At 69.8% G+C, this 14,980-nt stretch carries 20 protein-coding genes; 6 read left to right on the top strand and 14 right to left on the bottom strand.

All coding sequences use genetic code 11. The features are described 5' to 3' along the window. Positions 1 to 666 (top strand): LLM class flavin-dependent oxidoreductase (locus ACIBTS_RS48570; RefSeq protein WP_399328309.1); only part of this gene is annotated, 666 nt, incomplete at its 5' end. Between the two features lie 100 nt (positions 667 to 766). Then, a complete protein-coding gene (gene npdG, locus ACIBTS_RS48565) occupies positions 767 to 1,495 on the top strand; it encodes an NADPH-dependent F420 reductase (RefSeq protein WP_399328307.1) in 729 nt (242 codons plus the stop codon). A 122-nt stretch (positions 1,496 to 1,617) separates the two neighbouring features. On the opposite strand, the gene ACIBTS_RS48560 is transcribed toward npdG, so the two are convergent. After that, complete coding sequence (locus ACIBTS_RS48560; RefSeq protein WP_399328311.1) at positions 1,618 to 2,184, bottom strand: transcriptional regulator; 567 nt, start codon at positions 2,182 to 2,184, stop codon at positions 1,618 to 1,620. 95 nt (positions 2,185 to 2,279) lie between these two features. On the opposite strand from ACIBTS_RS48560, the gene ACIBTS_RS48555 reads away from it, so the two are divergent. The 3 genes from ACIBTS_RS48555 to ACIBTS_RS48545 all read left to right on the top strand — a co-directional run bounded on the left by ACIBTS_RS48555 (position 2,280) and on the right by ACIBTS_RS48545 (position 5,070). Beyond that, positions 2,280 to 2,822: a hypothetical protein gene (locus tag ACIBTS_RS48555; RefSeq protein WP_399328305.1), complete on the top strand. Its 543-nt coding sequence runs from the start codon at positions 2,280 to 2,282 to the stop codon at positions 2,820 to 2,822. 70 nt (positions 2,823 to 2,892) lie between these two features. Next, positions 2,893 to 4,425, top strand: a complete 1,533-nt coding sequence (locus ACIBTS_RS48550; RefSeq protein WP_399328303.1) for an ISKra4 family transposase — start codon at positions 2,893 to 2,895, stop codon at positions 4,423 to 4,425. 111 nt (positions 4,426 to 4,536) lie between these two features. Continuing rightward, positions 4,537 to 5,070: a CbrC family protein gene (locus tag ACIBTS_RS48545; protein WP_399328301.1), complete on the top strand. Its 534-nt coding sequence runs from the start codon at positions 4,537 to 4,539 to the stop codon at positions 5,068 to 5,070. 36 nt (positions 5,071 to 5,106) lie between these two features. On the opposite strand, the gene ACIBTS_RS48540 is transcribed toward ACIBTS_RS48545, so the two are convergent. The 12 genes from ACIBTS_RS48540 to ACIBTS_RS48485 all read right to left on the bottom strand — a co-directional run bounded on the left by ACIBTS_RS48540 (position 5,107) and on the right by ACIBTS_RS48485 (position 13,552). Next, on the bottom strand, positions 5,107 to 5,403 hold the full coding sequence (locus ACIBTS_RS48540) for a hypothetical protein (protein ID WP_399328299.1): 297 nt from the start codon (positions 5,401 to 5,403) through the stop codon (positions 5,107 to 5,109). A 62-nt stretch (positions 5,404 to 5,465) separates the two neighbouring features. Next, the gene (locus tag ACIBTS_RS48535) at positions 5,466 to 6,011 is read right to left on the bottom strand and encodes a hypothetical protein (RefSeq protein WP_399328297.1); all 546 of its coding nucleotides are present in this window, start codon (positions 6,009 to 6,011) and stop codon (positions 5,466 to 5,468) included. Positions 6,012 to 6,156: 145 nt separating this feature from the next. Next, positions 6,157 to 6,720: an AAA family ATPase gene (locus ACIBTS_RS48530; protein WP_399328295.1), complete on the bottom strand. Its 564-nt coding sequence runs from the start codon at positions 6,718 to 6,720 to the stop codon at positions 6,157 to 6,159. Beyond that, positions 6,717 to 7,517 carry a DUF6042 family protein gene (locus ACIBTS_RS48525; protein WP_399328293.1) on the bottom strand — a complete coding sequence of 267 codons (801 nt, stop codon included), beginning with the start codon at positions 7,515 to 7,517 and terminating at the stop codon, positions 6,717 to 6,719. The genes ACIBTS_RS48530 and ACIBTS_RS48525 overlap by 4 nt, the downstream gene beginning before the upstream one ends. A 306-nt stretch (positions 7,518 to 7,823) precedes the next feature. After that, positions 7,824 to 8,957, bottom strand: a complete 1,134-nt coding sequence (locus ACIBTS_RS48520; protein ID WP_399328291.1) for a hypothetical protein — start codon at positions 8,955 to 8,957, stop codon at positions 7,824 to 7,826. Beyond that, a complete protein-coding gene (locus ACIBTS_RS48515; protein WP_399328289.1) occupies positions 8,954 to 9,880 on the bottom strand; it encodes an NAD(P)-binding domain-containing protein in 927 nt (308 codons plus the stop codon). Before ACIBTS_RS48515 ends, ACIBTS_RS48520 begins: the two co-directional genes overlap by 4 nt. Further along, complete coding sequence (locus tag ACIBTS_RS48510) at positions 9,877 to 11,097, bottom strand: hypothetical protein (RefSeq protein ID WP_399328287.1); 1,221 nt, start codon at positions 11,095 to 11,097, stop codon at positions 9,877 to 9,879. Before ACIBTS_RS48510 ends, ACIBTS_RS48515 begins: the two co-directional genes overlap by 4 nt. A 143-nt stretch (positions 11,098 to 11,240) precedes the next feature. After that, positions 11,241 to 11,639, bottom strand: a complete 399-nt coding sequence (locus ACIBTS_RS48505) for a DUF6415 family natural product biosynthesis protein (protein WP_399328286.1) — start codon at positions 11,637 to 11,639, stop codon at positions 11,241 to 11,243. Continuing rightward, positions 11,636 to 11,818 carry a hypothetical protein gene (locus tag ACIBTS_RS48500; RefSeq protein WP_399328284.1) on the bottom strand — a complete coding sequence of 61 codons (183 nt, stop codon included), beginning with the start codon at positions 11,816 to 11,818 and terminating at the stop codon, positions 11,636 to 11,638. The genes ACIBTS_RS48505 and ACIBTS_RS48500 overlap by 4 nt, the downstream gene beginning before the upstream one ends. A 97-nt stretch (positions 11,819 to 11,915) precedes the next feature. Then, entirely contained in the window at positions 11,916 to 12,764 is an 849-nt protein-coding gene (locus ACIBTS_RS48495) for a helix-turn-helix domain-containing protein (protein ID WP_399328282.1), read from the bottom strand. 19 nt (positions 12,765 to 12,783) lie between these two features. Continuing rightward, entirely contained in the window at positions 12,784 to 13,317 is a 534-nt protein-coding gene (locus tag ACIBTS_RS48490) for a DUF6879 family protein (RefSeq protein ID WP_399328280.1), read from the bottom strand. Continuing rightward, the gene (locus ACIBTS_RS48485) at positions 13,286 to 13,552 is read right to left on the bottom strand and encodes a hypothetical protein (protein WP_399328278.1); all 267 of its coding nucleotides are present in this window, start codon (positions 13,550 to 13,552) and stop codon (positions 13,286 to 13,288) included. The genes ACIBTS_RS48490 and ACIBTS_RS48485 overlap by 32 nt, the downstream gene beginning before the upstream one ends. 228 nt (positions 13,553 to 13,780) lie before the next feature. On the opposite strand from ACIBTS_RS48485, the gene ACIBTS_RS48480 reads away from it, so the two are divergent. Further along, positions 13,781 to 13,954, top strand: coding sequence for a hypothetical protein (locus ACIBTS_RS48480; RefSeq protein ID WP_399328276.1), 174 nt, complete (start codon positions 13,781 to 13,783; stop codon positions 13,952 to 13,954). Positions 13,955 to 14,365: 411 nt separating this feature from the next. On the opposite strand, the gene ACIBTS_RS48475 is transcribed toward ACIBTS_RS48480, so the two are convergent. Beyond that, a complete protein-coding gene (locus ACIBTS_RS48475; protein ID WP_399328274.1) occupies positions 14,366 to 14,845 on the bottom strand; it encodes a hypothetical protein in 480 nt (159 codons plus the stop codon). Between the last annotated feature and the right edge of the window lie 135 nt (positions 14,846 to 14,980).

The following is a 14,980-nucleotide window of genomic DNA, read 5'->3' as shown; positions in this document are numbered from 1 at the left end:
GATCGCCTGCGCCTCGCCGCCTCGGCGGTCATCGCTCCCCTGCGACACCCCCTGCTCCTGGCCCGTGAGCTCGGCACCCTCGACCTTCTCTCCGAAGGCCGACTGACCGTGCTGCCCAACGTCAGCTGGAGCCGGGACGAGTACGCCGCACTCGGCGTCCCGTTCTCCCGGCGCGGCAAGCTCCTCGACGAACACCTGAAGATCTGGGCGAAGCTGTGGGGCCCCTCCCCCGTGTCCCACGAAAGCGAGTACTACACCTTCCAGGACGTCTACTTCGAGCCCAAGGCCTACCGCCCGGACGGCCCCCGACTGTGCTTCGGTGGCGCGGGCATGCACGACGCGATGGTCCGCAGGATCGTCCGGTACGGCCATGCCTTCAACCCGCTGGGCAAGGTGACGCCCGAGCAGATGCAGACGCTGAAGACCGCGATGGCCGCCGCGGGCCGCGACATCGCCGACCTGGAGATGATCGGCAGCACCCGCGCCGTGTTCCCCGACGACAACTCCTGCGCCGACCTCGCCCAGGCCCTCGAGCCCATCCCCGCGCAGATGGTCCAGGGATTCACCACCTTCTGCATCAAGCCCTCGCAGTTCACCGACGACCCGAACGCAGTGGGCGCCTTCTGCCGCGAGGTGATGCGCCGCGTGGAGTCCCTGACCGCCTGACGGCGCCGGCCGATGTCCCGCATCGCGGCCCGAGCAGCCCGCTGACGACAAGCGGCACCGGGCCGCGGAAGAACGAACCGAACGAGCCAAGGACCACAGCATGACGACTCCAGACGAAGCCGCCGACACCCGTCCGTCCACTCCCGCTGAAACCACTCGAAACGATCCCCATCTCCTCCCCGATGTGTCCGGCCTGGTCGTCGGCATCCTCGGCGGAACCGGCCCACAGGGGCGCGGCCTCGCCTACCGGCTCGCCGGCGCGGGCCAACAGGTCATCATCGGCTCACGCAACGCCGCCAGGGCCGCCTCCACGGCGGCAGCCATCGGCACTGACGTCCGCGGCGCCGACAACGCCACGACCGCACGGGAAAGCGACCTGGTGATCGTCGCCACTCCCTGGGAGGGACACGCCGAGCTGCTGACCACGCTCCGCGACGAACTCGCCGGCAAGATCGTGGTCGACTGCGTCAACCCGCTCGGCTTCGACAAGAAGGGGGCCTATGCACTCAGGCCCGAGGAGGGCAGCGCCGCCCAGCAGGCCGCCGCCCTGCTGCCCAACTCCCGGGTGACCGCCGCGTTTCACCATCTCTCCGCCGTCACTCTGGAAGACCGGCAGATCGAGAAGATCGACACCGACGTACTCGTCCTGGGCGACGAACGCGCCGCCACCGACACCGTCCAGGCACTCGCCTCACGCCTGGCGGGCGCACGCGGCGTCTACGGCGGGCGACTGCGCAACGCCCACCAGGTGGAGTCGCTGGTGGCCAACCTGATCTCGGTGAACCGCCGCTACAAGGCCCACACCGGCCTGCGCCTCAGCGACGTCTGAGAAGACTCCCAGCGTCCCTCACCACTGGAACGCCCGCTCACCTGGGCAGGCACGTCAGCCGACCGGGGCAACGCCACTGACGGCAGGGAGGAAACACGCGGCATGGGGAACGCGGGCGGGTCTCAGGCGGCGAAGCCGATGTTGGTGACGTACTCGTACTGGCCCCATTGCGATCCGAGGTCGACGATCTGCTCGATCCAGGCGTCGTCCAGGGCCCGCTCGTCGCCGGTGGACCAGGCCGCGACAAGGGCCTCCCAGTGGCGGATGTTGAGGGTACGCAATTCCACGGCCCGCTGGTGGGAGGGACGCACGCCGGACTGGTCGAGCGGGTGGATCTCGACGCGGGTGCCCCGGCCGGCGCGGTTGAGGCGGGCCAGGAGGTAGCGGGCGACGTTGCGGCGGCGCAGGGTGCGGTAGGCGTCGTCGATCCGGGCGAGGTTCTGCTTGTTCGGGCTGCGGGTGCCAGCCAGCCATGCCTTGAGGGTGCGGTCGGTGACGGTCAGGCCCGCGTCGTGGGCGGCGGCGCGGGCGTGGGGGGTGCGGGTGAGGTAGTGCAGGCGGGCCATGAGGCCGCGCCGGGTGGTGACGGGGGTGGCGATGAAGTCGGCGAGGGCGTCGAGCCGGCGGGCGACGGCCTGGTGGCCCTTGACTCCGCTGGCGCCGTACTTGCCGAACTCGGCCGGGTGCAGTTCCTCTGAAGGGAACGGCTGAGCTCGGGGAATGCTGAGTGGGGCTGTGCTCGGGGCTACTCGTCTCTACCGTGGTGGAGGAGGAGGGGTGGCCGATGGGCTCGCTGTTCGAGGAGTTGGAAGCGCGCGAGGCGGCCGCGCGGGTTCGGGTGGAGGAGCTGGAAGCCGAGATCGCCGAGCTGTCCGGGAAACTGGAGCTGGCCCGGGCGAACGCGGATCGGTTACGGATCGCCCGGGAGACGGTCGCCGAAGTGCTCGCGGAGATGACCCCGGAGAAGCCGACGGCCGCCGCCGATGTTGGGCAGCCGACCACGGGTGAACGGGTGGCGTCGGCATATGCGGGGGCCGAGCGGCACGTCATCGGGGTACTGACGGTGCCGAACTGGCAGCCCGGGATGATGCCGGAGGTCCTGCCGCGCGTGTATCGAGACATCCTGGAGGTGGTGGCGGACGCGCCGGGGCCGGTCCGCGCCAAGCAGATCGTGCCGAGGATCGGCCTGCCGGCCGAGACCGGGAAGATCGAGGGCACCCGGTCAAAGCTGAAGCGGCTGGTGGAGCGGGGCTGGCTCGACGAGGACACCCCAGGCATGTTCACCCCAGCCCGCCACCGGACGGGACGTTCGCCCAACTCCCGTTAACAGCAGGGCTCTTCCGCGCCTACATTCGAAGGTGCGACCCAATCGATGCTGGACGGGAAGAGCCCCGGAGATGACACGCTACGACACTCATGCCACCGCTGACCCCTTTGCGCGCTCCCTCAGCGCCTTCGAGACGCTGACCACCACGCTGTCGGGCAGCGATGCAAACACATGGACCCACACTGATCTGGAGGAATACCTCGACGCGGCCGGGCGGGACCTGCTTCGCCTGCTGCTGCAGGACCACCTGGACCTTCGCGCCCGGCACGAGGAGAGGCAGGTCCGTGCGGGCGTCGGCCCGGTCGTGGTCGGGCCGGAAGGCAGGGTGCGGCCCTGGCGGGAGGCGGGGCACTCGCGCTGGCTGGCCAGCGTGTTCGGGATGGTCCGGGTGACCCGGGTCGCCCACCGGGGCCCGAGCGTGGGCAACGTTCATCCCGCCGACGCTGTGCTGTCGCTGCCATCTGGCCGGCACTCGACGGGATTACGGCGGCTTGCGGTCATCGAAGCCGTCCGTGGCTCGTTCGACCAGGCCCACGATGCGGTCGAGCGCCGGTGCGGAAACGTGCTCGGCAAACGCAGGCTGGAAGAGCTCGTGGTCGCCGCGGCGGTCGACGTCGACGGCTTCTACCGGACCCAGATTCCGGTCCCGTGCAGCCGCGAGATGCCGCTGGTGGTTCAGGTGGACGGCAAGGGCGTGGTCATGCGGCCGGAAGGTCTGCGGGAGGCCACCCGCCGAGCCGCTGCCAGCAAAGCTGGTGGCCATCGAGGTCGGCTCGCGCCGGGCGAGAAGCCGAACCGGAAGCGGATGGCGACCGTGGCCTGTGTCTTTGACACCCGTCCCGCCCCCAGGCGCCCGCACGATGTGATCCACCCGCCCGGAGGCCGCAGCGGCGAGCGTCCGGCCCGCCCAGGGCCGAGGGCGGAGAACAAGTGGTGCACCGCCTCCCTGGTCCGGTCGCCCGAGCAGGTCATCGCCGACGTCTTCGACCAGGCCGGGGCCCGTGACCCGAGGCAGCTGCGGCCGTGGGTCGTCCTGGTCGACGGTGCCCGTCATCAGCTCGATCTGATCGATGCGGAGACCGGCCGACGTGGCGTCACGGTGCATGTCCTGCTGGACTTCGTGCACGTCGCCGAATACGTCTGGGCTGCTGCCCACGCGTTCCACAAGCCCGGCACCGTCGAGGCCGAGGCCTGGGCGGCAGACCGTCTGACCGCGATCCTGGCAGGCCAGGCGGCCCGCATCGCCCACGAGATGACCGTCGAGGCAGAGCGGGAACACCTATCGGCCGCCCGTCGCGGGGCCGTCGATGCCTGCCACCGCTACCTGACCGGCCACCTCGACCAGCTCCGCTACGAGACGGCGCTGGAAAACGGCTGGCCGATCGCCACCGGCGCGGTCGAGGGCGCCTGCCGCCACTTGATCGCCGACCGCCTCGACATCACCGGCGCCCGCTGGAGCCTGCCCGGAGCCGAAGCCGTCCTGCGACTACGTGCCGTCGTCTCCAACGGAGACCTCGACCCCTACTGGCGCTTCCACGCCGCCCGCGAGCACGAGCGCCTCTATCCCACCCCTGACCAGCAGAGCTTTACCCTCATTGCTTGATCGCGGGCGTGCTTGCGAACAGACTGCGACCCATGAGTTTCACAGGCGTGCACATCAACACACAGACCATCCACGTCGACGCGGCCCCTCTTAGCGCGGGCAGGTTTACCGGTGAGCACTGACCTGCCCTACTTCCGTTACCACCCGGAGCCCGTCGTCAGCGGATCCATCCGCGAGAGCGCCGAGACGTGCGCCTGCTGCGAGCGCGCCAGGGGCTGGATCTACACCGCGACCTTCTACACGGCCCAGGACGTCAGCGGGCGATTCTGCCCCTGGTGCATCGCCGACGGCAGCGCCGCCGAACGATTCGAAGGCGAGTTCACCGACTCATACGGACTCGACGGCGTCAGCAGGGAGACCCTGGAGCAGGTCACCCGCCGCACCCCTGGCTTCCACGCCTGGCAGGACCCACATTGGCTCGTCCACTGCAACGACGCCGCCGCCTTTATCGGCGAGGTCGGACATACCGAACTCGCCGCCCACCCCGAAGCACTCGACCAGCTTCGAGCAGACCTTCGAATGGGCGGTTGGCACGACGCATCCCGACTCGAGAGCTTCCTGACCCACCTCGGGAACGGCGCAAGCGCGATGCTATTTCGCTGCACCAGCTGCGGCACCCACCTCGCCTACGCAGACGCTTCATAGCCACAGCCCAGCCCAGCCCAGCACGCGCCTTTCCCTTCAAAGGATCCGCACCCAAACCGGCTTGCCGGTGGCGTGGGAGTAGTCGATCTCCCTGCTCGTGGACTCGCCGACGTACCCGCCAGGGTTGACGACCAGAACCCGGTCTGCCAGGTCGATCTTGCGCAGATGGAGGGCGTCCAGCGCCGCCTTCTGCTCGTCGGTGACCGGCCCATCCGCTTCGCCTGGCGCGACAACGATGACCCCGGCGAAGGTCAGATCACGGCTCACCGCACGCATCTCGTCCACGAACCGGGTAGAGCCGCAGATGCAGACGATTTCAGGTCGGTCGGGCACAGCTCATCCCTTCGATCGGCGGGAGGTTAGTGGGTGGCACTGCATCAGTGTTGACCAGCCACTCAGCCGTCGGCTCGTTCCTTCTCGATCGCATTCATCCTGCGGACCATGTCGATCTGCGCGCGGATCATCGTGTCGAACAGGGCCTCCGGATCGCCGTCGGGTCCGGCGTTCGCAGCCAGCAGCGAGGCGACTTGGCTGGCGAGGACAGTGACCACGTCGGCCGTCCCCACCGGGCCGCGGACCTCGATCAGTTTGCGCACGGCGACGTCGATGCGGTCCATGGCCTCCTCGCCCTTGAGGAACAACCCGAGCCGGTCGGCGAGGAACATCCGGACGACCGCCACACCGTCGGCCAGGGCGGTGTCCACGTTGTAGTCGGCGCGGGCCTTCTCCGACTCCTTGAGCACGGCCGGAATCGTGTACGTCCGCTGCTCCGGGATGAGGCCCTCCTTCCGCCACTTCGCGTACGGGACGGGGCCGACGGCGTCACGGCGTGCACGGTGTTCGTTGGTCGGGCGGCCGCCCGCGGTGCGGCAGGCCCGCCCTGCGGCTGCCTTGCAGGTCGGGCATTCGACACGGCGCATCCACGAGCGCACGAGATCCATCTCGGCATCGGAGCGGAGGTGACGTCGCCACTCGCCGCCCCACGGGATGCTCTGCGATCCGTTCTCCACGCCCATTGCCCCCTGGGTCCGGTGGTGTGTGCCGTCGTCGGTGCCGTGATGATGACCGTACCTGCGGTGGCGCCCCTCAGCGGTCGATCGGGAGAATGCCGTCCAGGCCGCTCTCGGAGAGGATCTGTTGGACCGTGTCGTCCAGGGTGCTGGCCGCGTCGATAACGGTCTCCAGCCCGTTGGGGAGCAGGTCCTTCTCTCGGTACCAGTCGCGTAGGTGGCCCTCGTTGACGTGCGCGAGGTACTCGGCGTCTGGTTTCGTCGCGTGCCGGAGCACCGTCTCCTCGAAGGGCACGTGGAGGTAGTAGCACCGTGTGACGCCCTGGTGGGCGCGCACCAGGTCCTGGAGCATCGTGCCGTAGCGGTCGGCGTACAGGATGCCCTCCAAGACGACGTGGAAGCCGTTGTCCAGGGCGTAGCGGGCGGTGAGGTCGATCAGGCCGATGTTCGCGCCGCCGGGCCGGTCGCGTTCGCGCAGCACGATGCGGCGCAGGTTGTCCTGGCCGACGATGGCGAGATTGCGGCCGAACTTCTCGCGCAGGCCGGCCGCGACGGACGACTTCCCCGAGGCGCTGTTGCCGCGGAGCACGATCAAGCGCGTGTCGCTGGTCCCCACGGTGCCGTGCACGGCCTCAGTCACCCCCGGCTGACCTGGATGCGGTTCTCGTGGAAGTGCTCCCAGTCCATGACCAGGCGGAAGCGGCGGTGGGCCTCCAGGCGCTCCGCGTCGGCCGGCTCCTCGCCGCGCTGGACACGAGCGTCGCCGGATTTCACGAGTTCCGCGAGAGCGAGCCGGACGTCGTCGACGTCCTGGCCCGTGGCTGCCGCCAGCCGGTCCAGAGAGGTGAGGGTCTCTGCCGGTTCACCCAGATCGTTGACCAGGTGGTCGATGAGGGTGTCGAGGAGCGGGCCGGTGCGCATCGTCCAGCGGATCCCGTCGAGGCGCTCGGTGAGTTCCGGGTCCAGGGGCAGCAGGTCGCCGGGCAGCGGCAGCGCAGCGGGCATGGACCATCGGGTGCCGTCCGGCGTCTCTTCGCGGCGGGCCAGGCCCCACGTCAGGTAGAGCTCGGACAGGTCCCGCACGGTGGTGGGCACCGGGAAGCCGGCGGTCGTGAGCATGGTGCTGAACTGCTCCCAGCGGGCCGCCTCGCATGCCTCGCGGCCCTCCGGCGCGGCCTCGTAGTCCCATTCCTCATCCGGCCAGGAGAAGGTGAGCGCGCCGTCGAGGTCGCCGCCGATCATGTCCCAATGCCCGTCGAAGATCTCGTGCACCAGGTCGTCCAGTGAGCCGGTGAAACCGGGCTCGCACGCCGTCCCGATCAGCATGGTCAGCGGGAAGCCCTGACGGGGCAGGACGTGCTCCCAGCCCGACACCCACCAGTCGTTGTGCATCGCCAGGTCCCGGCGCGGCCCGGGAACAGACGCCTTCTCAGTCATCCGCAGCTCTTCCTCGAAAACACCTCGATGCTCGCAGCGTACGCAGCGAGACGCGGCAGGTTCTCACACGACCGTCCGTCCTGGGAGTGCCCGTTCAACCCCGAGGACGGTTTCCGGTACACCGCGGACGGGACTCCGGCGTGCGTGCATCCGCACAAGGTGGGGATGGATCCGGACCGGATCGCGCCCCCGCCGAAGCCCGTCGACGACGTCGCGGCGGAGGTTACGCCGCGGCGGTGGAGAGGATGGCGGCCTTCCTTCGCCGGTCTGCTGGGGCTGCGGATGGGCCGGCGGTGATGGCTCGGTTCACAGGTCGGCCGCGAGTTTGGCGAGGAAGTCGGCGTTGGCCTGGGTGTCGTGGCTCAGCACGACCTGGTGGTGAGGGAGGGTGGCGAGCCGGTCGGCGACGGTCGCGCGTGCCACGTCACTGCCGCCGCCGTTGATGCCGTGAGCGAGGCCGAAGTGGTCGGGGTAGCGGTCCTCGGTGCTGCCGCTCATGAAGTCGTCTTCACCGAGGGCCCGGTCGCCGTCGACCACGGCCGGGATGGAGGCGGGGTCGATGCGGGGGAACAGCAGTGCCGCCGCGTGTCCGCCCGTCGCGAGTTCCATGCCGAACCAGGTGGCGAACTGGTCGGGGAAGACCTGCACCTTCATCTCCCGTTTGCCGCCCGGCTCCCACAGCGGCTCGCGGCGGCCGGCCAGGAGGGCATCGGTGACGTCCTGGTGCTGCGTGGGGTGGAGTTGCTCGCCCGCATGGAGCCGGTCGCGGACGACGTCGTAGAGGCTCAGCGCATCGAGCAGGCCCAGCCCGATGGCCGCCGCTGACGGCCAGGGCAGGACGCGCAGCTCGTCACCGACGGCCTTCACGAACACCCGGTCGTTCGCGAGGAGCTGGGCGCCGCGATGGGCCAGCAGCAGGGCGGTGGTGGTCTTGCCCGCGCCCTTGGAGCCGAAGGCGAGCAGGGCGCGGTCGTCGCGGACGACCGCGGAGGCGTGTAGGAGCGTCCAGCCGTCGCGCAGCAGGGACGCGCGGATCATCTCGCGGGCGATCCGTGCGGCGGCCAGCGCCAGCGGCTGCGCCGTGTGGCCGGAGAGGGTGACGTGGCTGCCGAGTTGTTCGGAGCGGTAGGCGAGTCCTTCGTCCGGGGAGACGCCGGTGATGGTGCCTGTGCTGTCCCGGGCGAGCAGCAGCTGGGCCTTGGCGTAGGTGGCCTCGTCGTGGGGGCAGGAGCGCACCAGCGCGGCGAGGTCCGTGTACGCCTTCTCGTCAAGGTCGGCCGTGACCAGCGGCCCGGCGCAGACACTGCTGGTGGGCATGTCGAAGGCGTTCCACCACGATCCGAAGTACCGGCGGGCCCAGTCGGTGACGAAGGCGGTGTTGCTGAGCACGGTCACGCTCGCGTCCGCGGCCTGCAGCCGGGTGGCGGTGGGGGTACTCACGTCGTCTCCAGAGGGGTCGAGGATGGGGCAGGACAGCCGAGCGCCCGGTAGGCGCCTCGGAGTTTGGTAAGGGTCGCGGCCAGCTGCGCGTCTTCGTCCGCATTCAGGGCAGGCAAGCACGCTACGGGCCGACCAGAGGTGAAGCGCAACGGAATTCCGAGCCAGTCGCCGCGGTGTTCGCAGGTCAGTTCCTCGGTCCCGTCGACCAGGCCCAGGGCCTTGCGCAGGGCCGACAGCGCAGCGCCGGCGGGCCCGGAGCGGGTCCGGCCGACCCCGGCGCTGATCCGCCCGGGGCGGGTACGCAGTTCTGCGCGTACCTCCGCAAGGGGGAGGTCGGCGGGCGTGCCGTTGACGGTGGTCGACGATGCGCACACCACGGCCCCGTCGCCGTGCTCACCGATCACGTGCCCCTGTACGGCATCGGCAGGCACGTTGAGGAGGCGGGCGAGGGTGAGCCGGTAGCGGGCGGAGTCGAGGTTGGATCCGATGCCGTACACGCGCGGGCAGCCGGAGGTTTCGGCGAACAGCCGGGTCATCAGGTCGACGGGATTGGTGACCACCAGCACGGTGCCCTGGTAGCCGCGCAGACAGGTAGCGAGCGCCCGGATCACGGGGGCGTTCGCCGCCGCGCCGGCCATGCGCACGTCAGCGGTGTGCGTGTTGGTGAAGGCGGCTCGCACGGCGACGACGACCGCCGTGCAGTCGGCCATGCCCTCCACATCGCAGGCTTCGGGGTGGACCGGCGAGGCCGTGGCCTGGCGCATGTCCTCGAGGTCGGCGGCGAGGGCCACCGCCTGGTCCAGGACGCGGGAGGCGATGAGCAGCCGCCCGGGCAGGGCGGAGGCAACCAGGGCGGTGGACACGGCCTGCCCGACCGCTCCGGCGCCGATCACGCCGACCGCTTCCAGCGATGCCGGCGTCACGCGGCGACCGCCTGCGCGTAGTCCAGGGCGCCGTCCCACACGGCACCGGCACCGCCTGCCGTGGTGAGGTCGGCGCTGATCCGGTCGAGCATCCGGGCGAGGGTCACCGCACGGCCCACGAGAGCGGTGCCCTGGGCGGGCAGCGGCAGTTCGGCAGGCGCCGACAGGTAGGTGGTGAGGATGTTGACGCTGTCCATCAGCCACAGCACCAGCACGTCCCGCAGCCAGGCGCGGCAGGCCTTCACGGACAGGCCCTTCATCCGGCCTCCGGCGAAGACACCGATTCCGTGCACCACCTGCTTGCCGGTCTCCGTTCCCGGGCGGGACGCGGCCAGCGTGAGCACGGTCCGACTGATCAGTTTCGCGACGTCGACCGCCGTCTGGGCGAGCAGCAGCCCCGGGTCGATGAACACCGGTGGCTGGGCGGGCCCGTCGGTGAAGAGGACGTGTTCGGGCTTGAGGTCGCCGTAGACCAGCACGCGGCGGTGTGGCTGCGGCAGCACCCGGCCCCGTAACCGGTGCAGCCGGACGACGACCTGCTTCAGCGCTTCGACGACTTCCTTGCGGTCATCGGCCGCGCACCGGTCGGCCCCGAGCCGCTGCACGTAGGTGGGGCCCGACAGTCCGTTGAACTTGCGCTGGAAGGTGCCGGCGATGCTGCGCTCTCCGATGGCACCGGCAGATGCGAGCCGCTCTACGGCGGCCGGGTGGTGGAGTTCGCGCAGTTCGCCGAAGATCCCGGCGAGTAGAGTGGCGCTGTCCTGCGGCTGGTCCAGCAGGAGCTGGGCCAGGCTCGGACCGGTGACAGACTCGGTGAACAGCACGCCCCGCCGCACTCCGACCAGCGGGCAGACCCGGGGCCGGCCGAGCTCCACCAGGAGCCGCAGCTGAGCCGCTTCCCGTCCGATCAGCGCGTCCGCGCGCTGCACGTACTCCTGCTGCGCGGCGCGGACCTGGGGCCAGGGCCCGCAGGCGCCGCGCAGCAACGACACCAGGGACACCCCCAGCAGCGAGTATTTGGCGTGGAGCGGGCGGCCGTCCACATGGATGCGGCGCACGTATCCGGTGACGCTCGGGACCTGGTCGCCGACGTCGAGGTCGGCGTGCGGCCACTGCTCGGCAGCAGCCGCGCAGATCTGAAGGTCCGCGAAGGCGAAGACCTCCGCTGCGGTGGGAGTCGCAATGTTGGGCGAGGTGCTCACGGCTGTGGTGCTCACGTACGCCTCCAACGGTGGTGGCTGTGACTGTCCCGGCCGGCTTCGCGCAACCGGGCGACGGGTGAAGCTGACTGGCCGGGCCGGGGTGGTGCCGGCGCCGCGCGCCCGGGGACCGGGCGGGTCTCGCCCGGGTGCGCGACGAATCAGGGGGTGACCGGCTCGGTCGGTTCGCTCTGGGTGAGGCGGTCGAGCCGCTCGTAGAGCGCGCGTACGAGGCGGGCGCGGTCCTGGACGCAGGCGGCGGTGCCCTCGATGGGCGCGTCCAGCAGTTGGCCGGCCTCGTCCAGGACGACGTCGGCGAGCGCGCGGCGGCCGCTGTCGACGGGGAGCAGTTGGGCGTGACGCTTCACCTCAGTGGCGACGGCGCGGGCGTGGCCGGTCAGCTGCAGGGCGATCTGCGTGTAGTCGCGGGAGGCGAGGCCCGGGGTCGTCCAGGCGAGGGCGGCGGTGACGAGCGCCTCGTATGGGGTGCGGTCGAGGGGAAGTTCGGCCTCGATCAGGCCCTGGGGGTCGTAGAGGACCGTGTGCATCCGGCTGGTCATCGCTGCCTCGCGTCGTCGGTGGCGGGGCCGGTGTCGCTGGTCGGGGTGGCCCGGGTGAGGAAGCGGGCGAAGCCGCGGTCGGCGCGGGCCAGCAGGGCCGGGGAGGGGACGCCGTAGCCAGGCTGCTGGAGCCCGCGGCCGGAGGGCGTGGGGCCCGTGGTGTGGGTGGGTGCGCGCATGAAGTCCCGCCTCCCCGTTGGCTGGTGGCGTCGGTGGCTTTGACGCTACGGACGATGGGGACAGGTACTCAACGAAATTGCGGGTTATTGCGGAAGTTCACTCCAGGGCGTCTATCGCGGCCTGGATGAGGGCGCGGGCGGCGTCGCCGTACACGGCCATCTTCGACAGCTCGGTGAAGGCCTTGGCGTAGTCGGCGAGTTCGCGGGGCTGGGTGACGTTGATCTCGGCGGTCAGGGTCTCCACCACGGCCTGGACGTCGTCGTGGAGGTAGAACGCCTCCAGCGGCCACACCGTGCGCTGCGCGGTGAACGGGATGATCCCGAGGGAGACGGACGCCAGCGGCATCACGGCCAGGAGGTGGCGCAGCTGCCCGCGCATGGCGTCGGGGCCGGCGGTGCGGAAGCGCAGGACGGATTCCTCCATGAGGACGACGAAGCGGTGGCCGCCCTCGTAGAGGAAGCGGGAGCGGGCGACGCGTGCGGCGACCGCTTCGGCGACGTCGTTGGGGGTGCCCTGGAAGGCGGTGATCTGTTCCATGAGGGCGGTGGCGAACGCCGGCGTCTGGAAGAAGCCCGGCGGGACGTTGGACAGGTACGCCCGGCAGATGCGGGTGCGCTCGTACAGGGCGTAGAAGTCTTCCTGGACCTTGCGCATGCCGGTGCGGTGCAGGCGGCGCCACTCCAGGTACATGGAGTCGACCGCGCGGGCGGTGGCGATGAGGTCGTCGGCCTGGTCGTCGGCGCCGCAGGCCGCGCACCAGATGCGGATGTCCGCATCCGAGGGCGGGGCCTCGCCCTTTTGCAGGCGGGTGGTCTTCGCGGGGTGCCAGCCGCACCGGGCGGAGAGTTCCTTCCCGGTGAGGCCGGCGTCCTTGCGCAGGTGCTGCAAGCGCACGGCGAGCGCTTCGCGGGCTCCCTGGGCGCTGGAGGAGGGGGAGGCGGTCATGTGTAGCTGCTCAGGGGGTTCAGACGGTGTACTTCTCGTGGGGGATGCCGCGCTCCCATACGGTCTCGAACGCCGTGGCGCACAGGTTCACCGCGGCCGGGTCCGCGGTGAATTCGAACCCGGGGTTCGCCCAGTCGCCGTCGCCGGTGAAGAAGTGGAACACGGCGAGGCGGTCGTCGATCAGCCAGAAGTCGTTGCCCGGCAGAGGGATGTCGGAGGCTTGCCGCCGGGGCAGCCAGCGCACTTGTTCGCCAGCGCCCAGGTTCAGCGGGGTCACGGCGTGTTCCCACCGGATGTAGTCGGTGACCGGCTCGGAGACGATCCGGGCGCGGCGCATGACGACGCCCCGGGCGAGGGTGTCCTTCACGATGCCGAGCCACTCGGGCCAGAACGAGGCGGTGGGATCCAGGGTGATCTGGCCGGTGCGGGTGAAGTTCTCGATCTCTTCGACCTCGTCACCGACGCCGTAGAGGTCGCGCATCTCCAGATGCACGGCCGTGTGCTGTGCTCCGCCCAGCAGTTCAGCGAAGTCCGGCACGCTGTTCTGCGACATCACAGGCCTCCCTCAGAATCGACACCATGCGGACGGGAATCCGGATCACCGTCTCGTGCGGCGGGATCCCCGCCTGATGGCCGGCGACCCACTCGGTTCCGCTCACCTGTGCCCTCAGTAGTTCTTCGGCTTCCTCGCCCTGAAGGACCAGGTCCGCGCTCTCCTCTTCGACCCACACCGTCGGCGATCCGCCGCCTCCGGTGTTCGGGTCGATCCCGACGAACCGTAACGTCATGACCGTCTCCCCTGTCGAGCTGGTTGCGGATAGTTGCGCACCGACACTCCCGCGCCGCCACGGCGACGGTCAAGGCCCTGAGTGGGTTCGATTCCGCGCACCCGATTCGAACGATCCGACTCGAATTCGAGTCACGCGGACCCGGCTTTTGTGGGGACACCAGTGCGAGGACGTTCCCGTCAGCAAGATGGTCTTGTTGGGCGCAGTTGCGGCTTGAGAGGGGATCGAATGCCTACAGGAGTGGCTGTCGTGTGCGACACCGACGACTGCTTCGCCGTCTATCTGGCGGTAGAGACCGGCGACGACGAAGACGCGCGCTCCGCCTCCGAGGTCTCGCAGCTGGCGCGTGACGCCGCGCAAGGCGAGGGGTGGGTGGTCAGCTTCGGCTTCCGGCAGGGGTGATGACCTGCCCAGGTTGCGCGGACGGCCGGGGGCCGGTGCGTGAACGCGGGGACTGCCGACGACGCATGGGCCGCGTCGACTCGGCATCCAGGTGCGTGTACTGCCTGCGCCAGGTGGAGCCTTTGCAGCCTGAGGCGGCCTGAACGCGCCGACGGGTGCACGCACCCATGACGTCGGCATCGGGCCGTCGTTGAACAGCGCGACTCCATACACCGGGCCCCGGGGATGTCTTCACTCCCCGAGGCCCGTGGTGTGTCCTGACCCGACTCAGCAGACGCCGGTGGCCCACCCGAGGGCTTCGGACCCGGATCAGTGATAGCCCTCTTCGTACAACCGGGCCTCCTCCTCCGTTCGAGCGTTGTACTCGGCGACGATGCCAGCAGCGTCACGGACGGCCTTGGGCTCATCAGGCTAAGGCTCGTGCCGCACAGCAGTGCCCAGGCAGTCAACTCCGTGCCGAAACAACTCGTAGGCGAGGCCGGGGTACCCGTCCAGGCTGGGATCCCTCAGCTCGCGGTGGTAGGCCAGTGCCTCCATGATCTGCTCCACGCGCTCACACAACTCGGCATTGCGTAGACGCGGGGTAATCAACTCCATCTGTGCGAGCTGCTTGCGAAGTCGTTCCTCCCAAGAGGACAACCTCTGGTTGTCCTCACGAGGGTGCGTCCAGTAGTGCTGCTTGATGATGTGGAGCTGACGGATCGCCTCCACGGCGGCGGCCTCGGACTTCTCCTTCGACCGTAAGTCGGCTTCGGTCTGCATCTTCATCTGCATCGCCTGGATCTGCCCCTTCTGAGCGTGTGCTGCAGCCTTGATGGAGGCAATGCCGCCGATCCCCGCACCTACCAGATTCGTAGATCCGGCCAGAGCACTGCGGACTCCGCGCGGCATACCGCAGCCAGACTCGAGGATGGGCCTTCCCCCGTGAAGGTGGGGCCTTCCCCCGTGAAGGTGGGCACGCGGTTATTGATCACGCGGCGAGCGTGAGTTTAGCGGTGTGGTGTCGGTGTTCGTATTCGTTGGGGC

The sequence above is a fragment of the Streptomyces sp. NPDC050121 genome (genome assembly GCF_044460385.1).
GTDB classification, from domain to species: Bacteria; Actinomycetota; Actinomycetes; order Streptomycetales; family Streptomycetaceae; genus Streptomyces; species Streptomyces soliscabiei.
The sequence above is the reverse complement of the archived record's forward strand: the minus strand, read 5'-3'. Positions and strand labels throughout refer to the sequence as shown.

Coding starts and splice junctions, on each gene's coding strand:
- ACIBTS_RS48535 (WP_399328297.1), bottom strand. CDS start 6,011: ATGGATCTCGTGCGCTCGTGGATGCGCCGTGTCGAATGCCCGACCTGC.
- ACIBTS_RS48495 (WP_399328282.1), bottom strand. CDS start 12,764: ATGACCGCCTCCCCCTCCTCCAGCGCCCAGGGAGCCCGCGAAGCGCTC.
- ACIBTS_RS48525 (WP_399328293.1), bottom strand. CDS start 7,517: ATGACTGAGAAGGCGTCTGTTCCCGGGCCGCGCCGGGACCTGGCGATG.
- ACIBTS_RS48480 (WP_399328276.1), top strand. CDS start 13,781: ATGCCTACAGGAGTGGCTGTCGTGTGCGACACCGACGACTGCTTCGCC.
- ACIBTS_RS48550 (WP_399328303.1), top strand. CDS start 2,893: ATGACACGCTACGACACTCATGCCACCGCTGACCCCTTTGCGCGCTCC.
- ACIBTS_RS48500 (WP_399328284.1), bottom strand. CDS start 11,818: ATGCGCGCACCCACCCACACCACGGGCCCCACGCCCTCCGGCCGCGGG.
- npdG (WP_399328307.1), top strand. CDS start 767: ATGACGACTCCAGACGAAGCCGCCGACACCCGTCCGTCCACTCCCGCT.
- ACIBTS_RS48490 (WP_399328280.1), bottom strand. CDS start 13,317: ATGTCGCAGAACAGCGTGCCGGACTTCGCTGAACTGCTGGGCGGAGCA.
- ACIBTS_RS48485 (WP_399328278.1), bottom strand. CDS start 13,552: ATGACGTTACGGTTCGTCGGGATCGACCCGAACACCGGAGGCGGCGGA.
- ACIBTS_RS48555 (WP_399328305.1), top strand. CDS start 2,280: ATGGGCTCGCTGTTCGAGGAGTTGGAAGCGCGCGAGGCGGCCGCGCGG.
- ACIBTS_RS48505 (WP_399328286.1), bottom strand. CDS start 11,639: ATGACCAGCCGGATGCACACGGTCCTCTACGACCCCCAGGGCCTGATC.
- ACIBTS_RS48475 (WP_399328274.1), bottom strand. CDS start 14,845: ATGCCGCGCGGAGTCCGCAGTGCTCTGGCCGGATCTACGAATCTGGTA.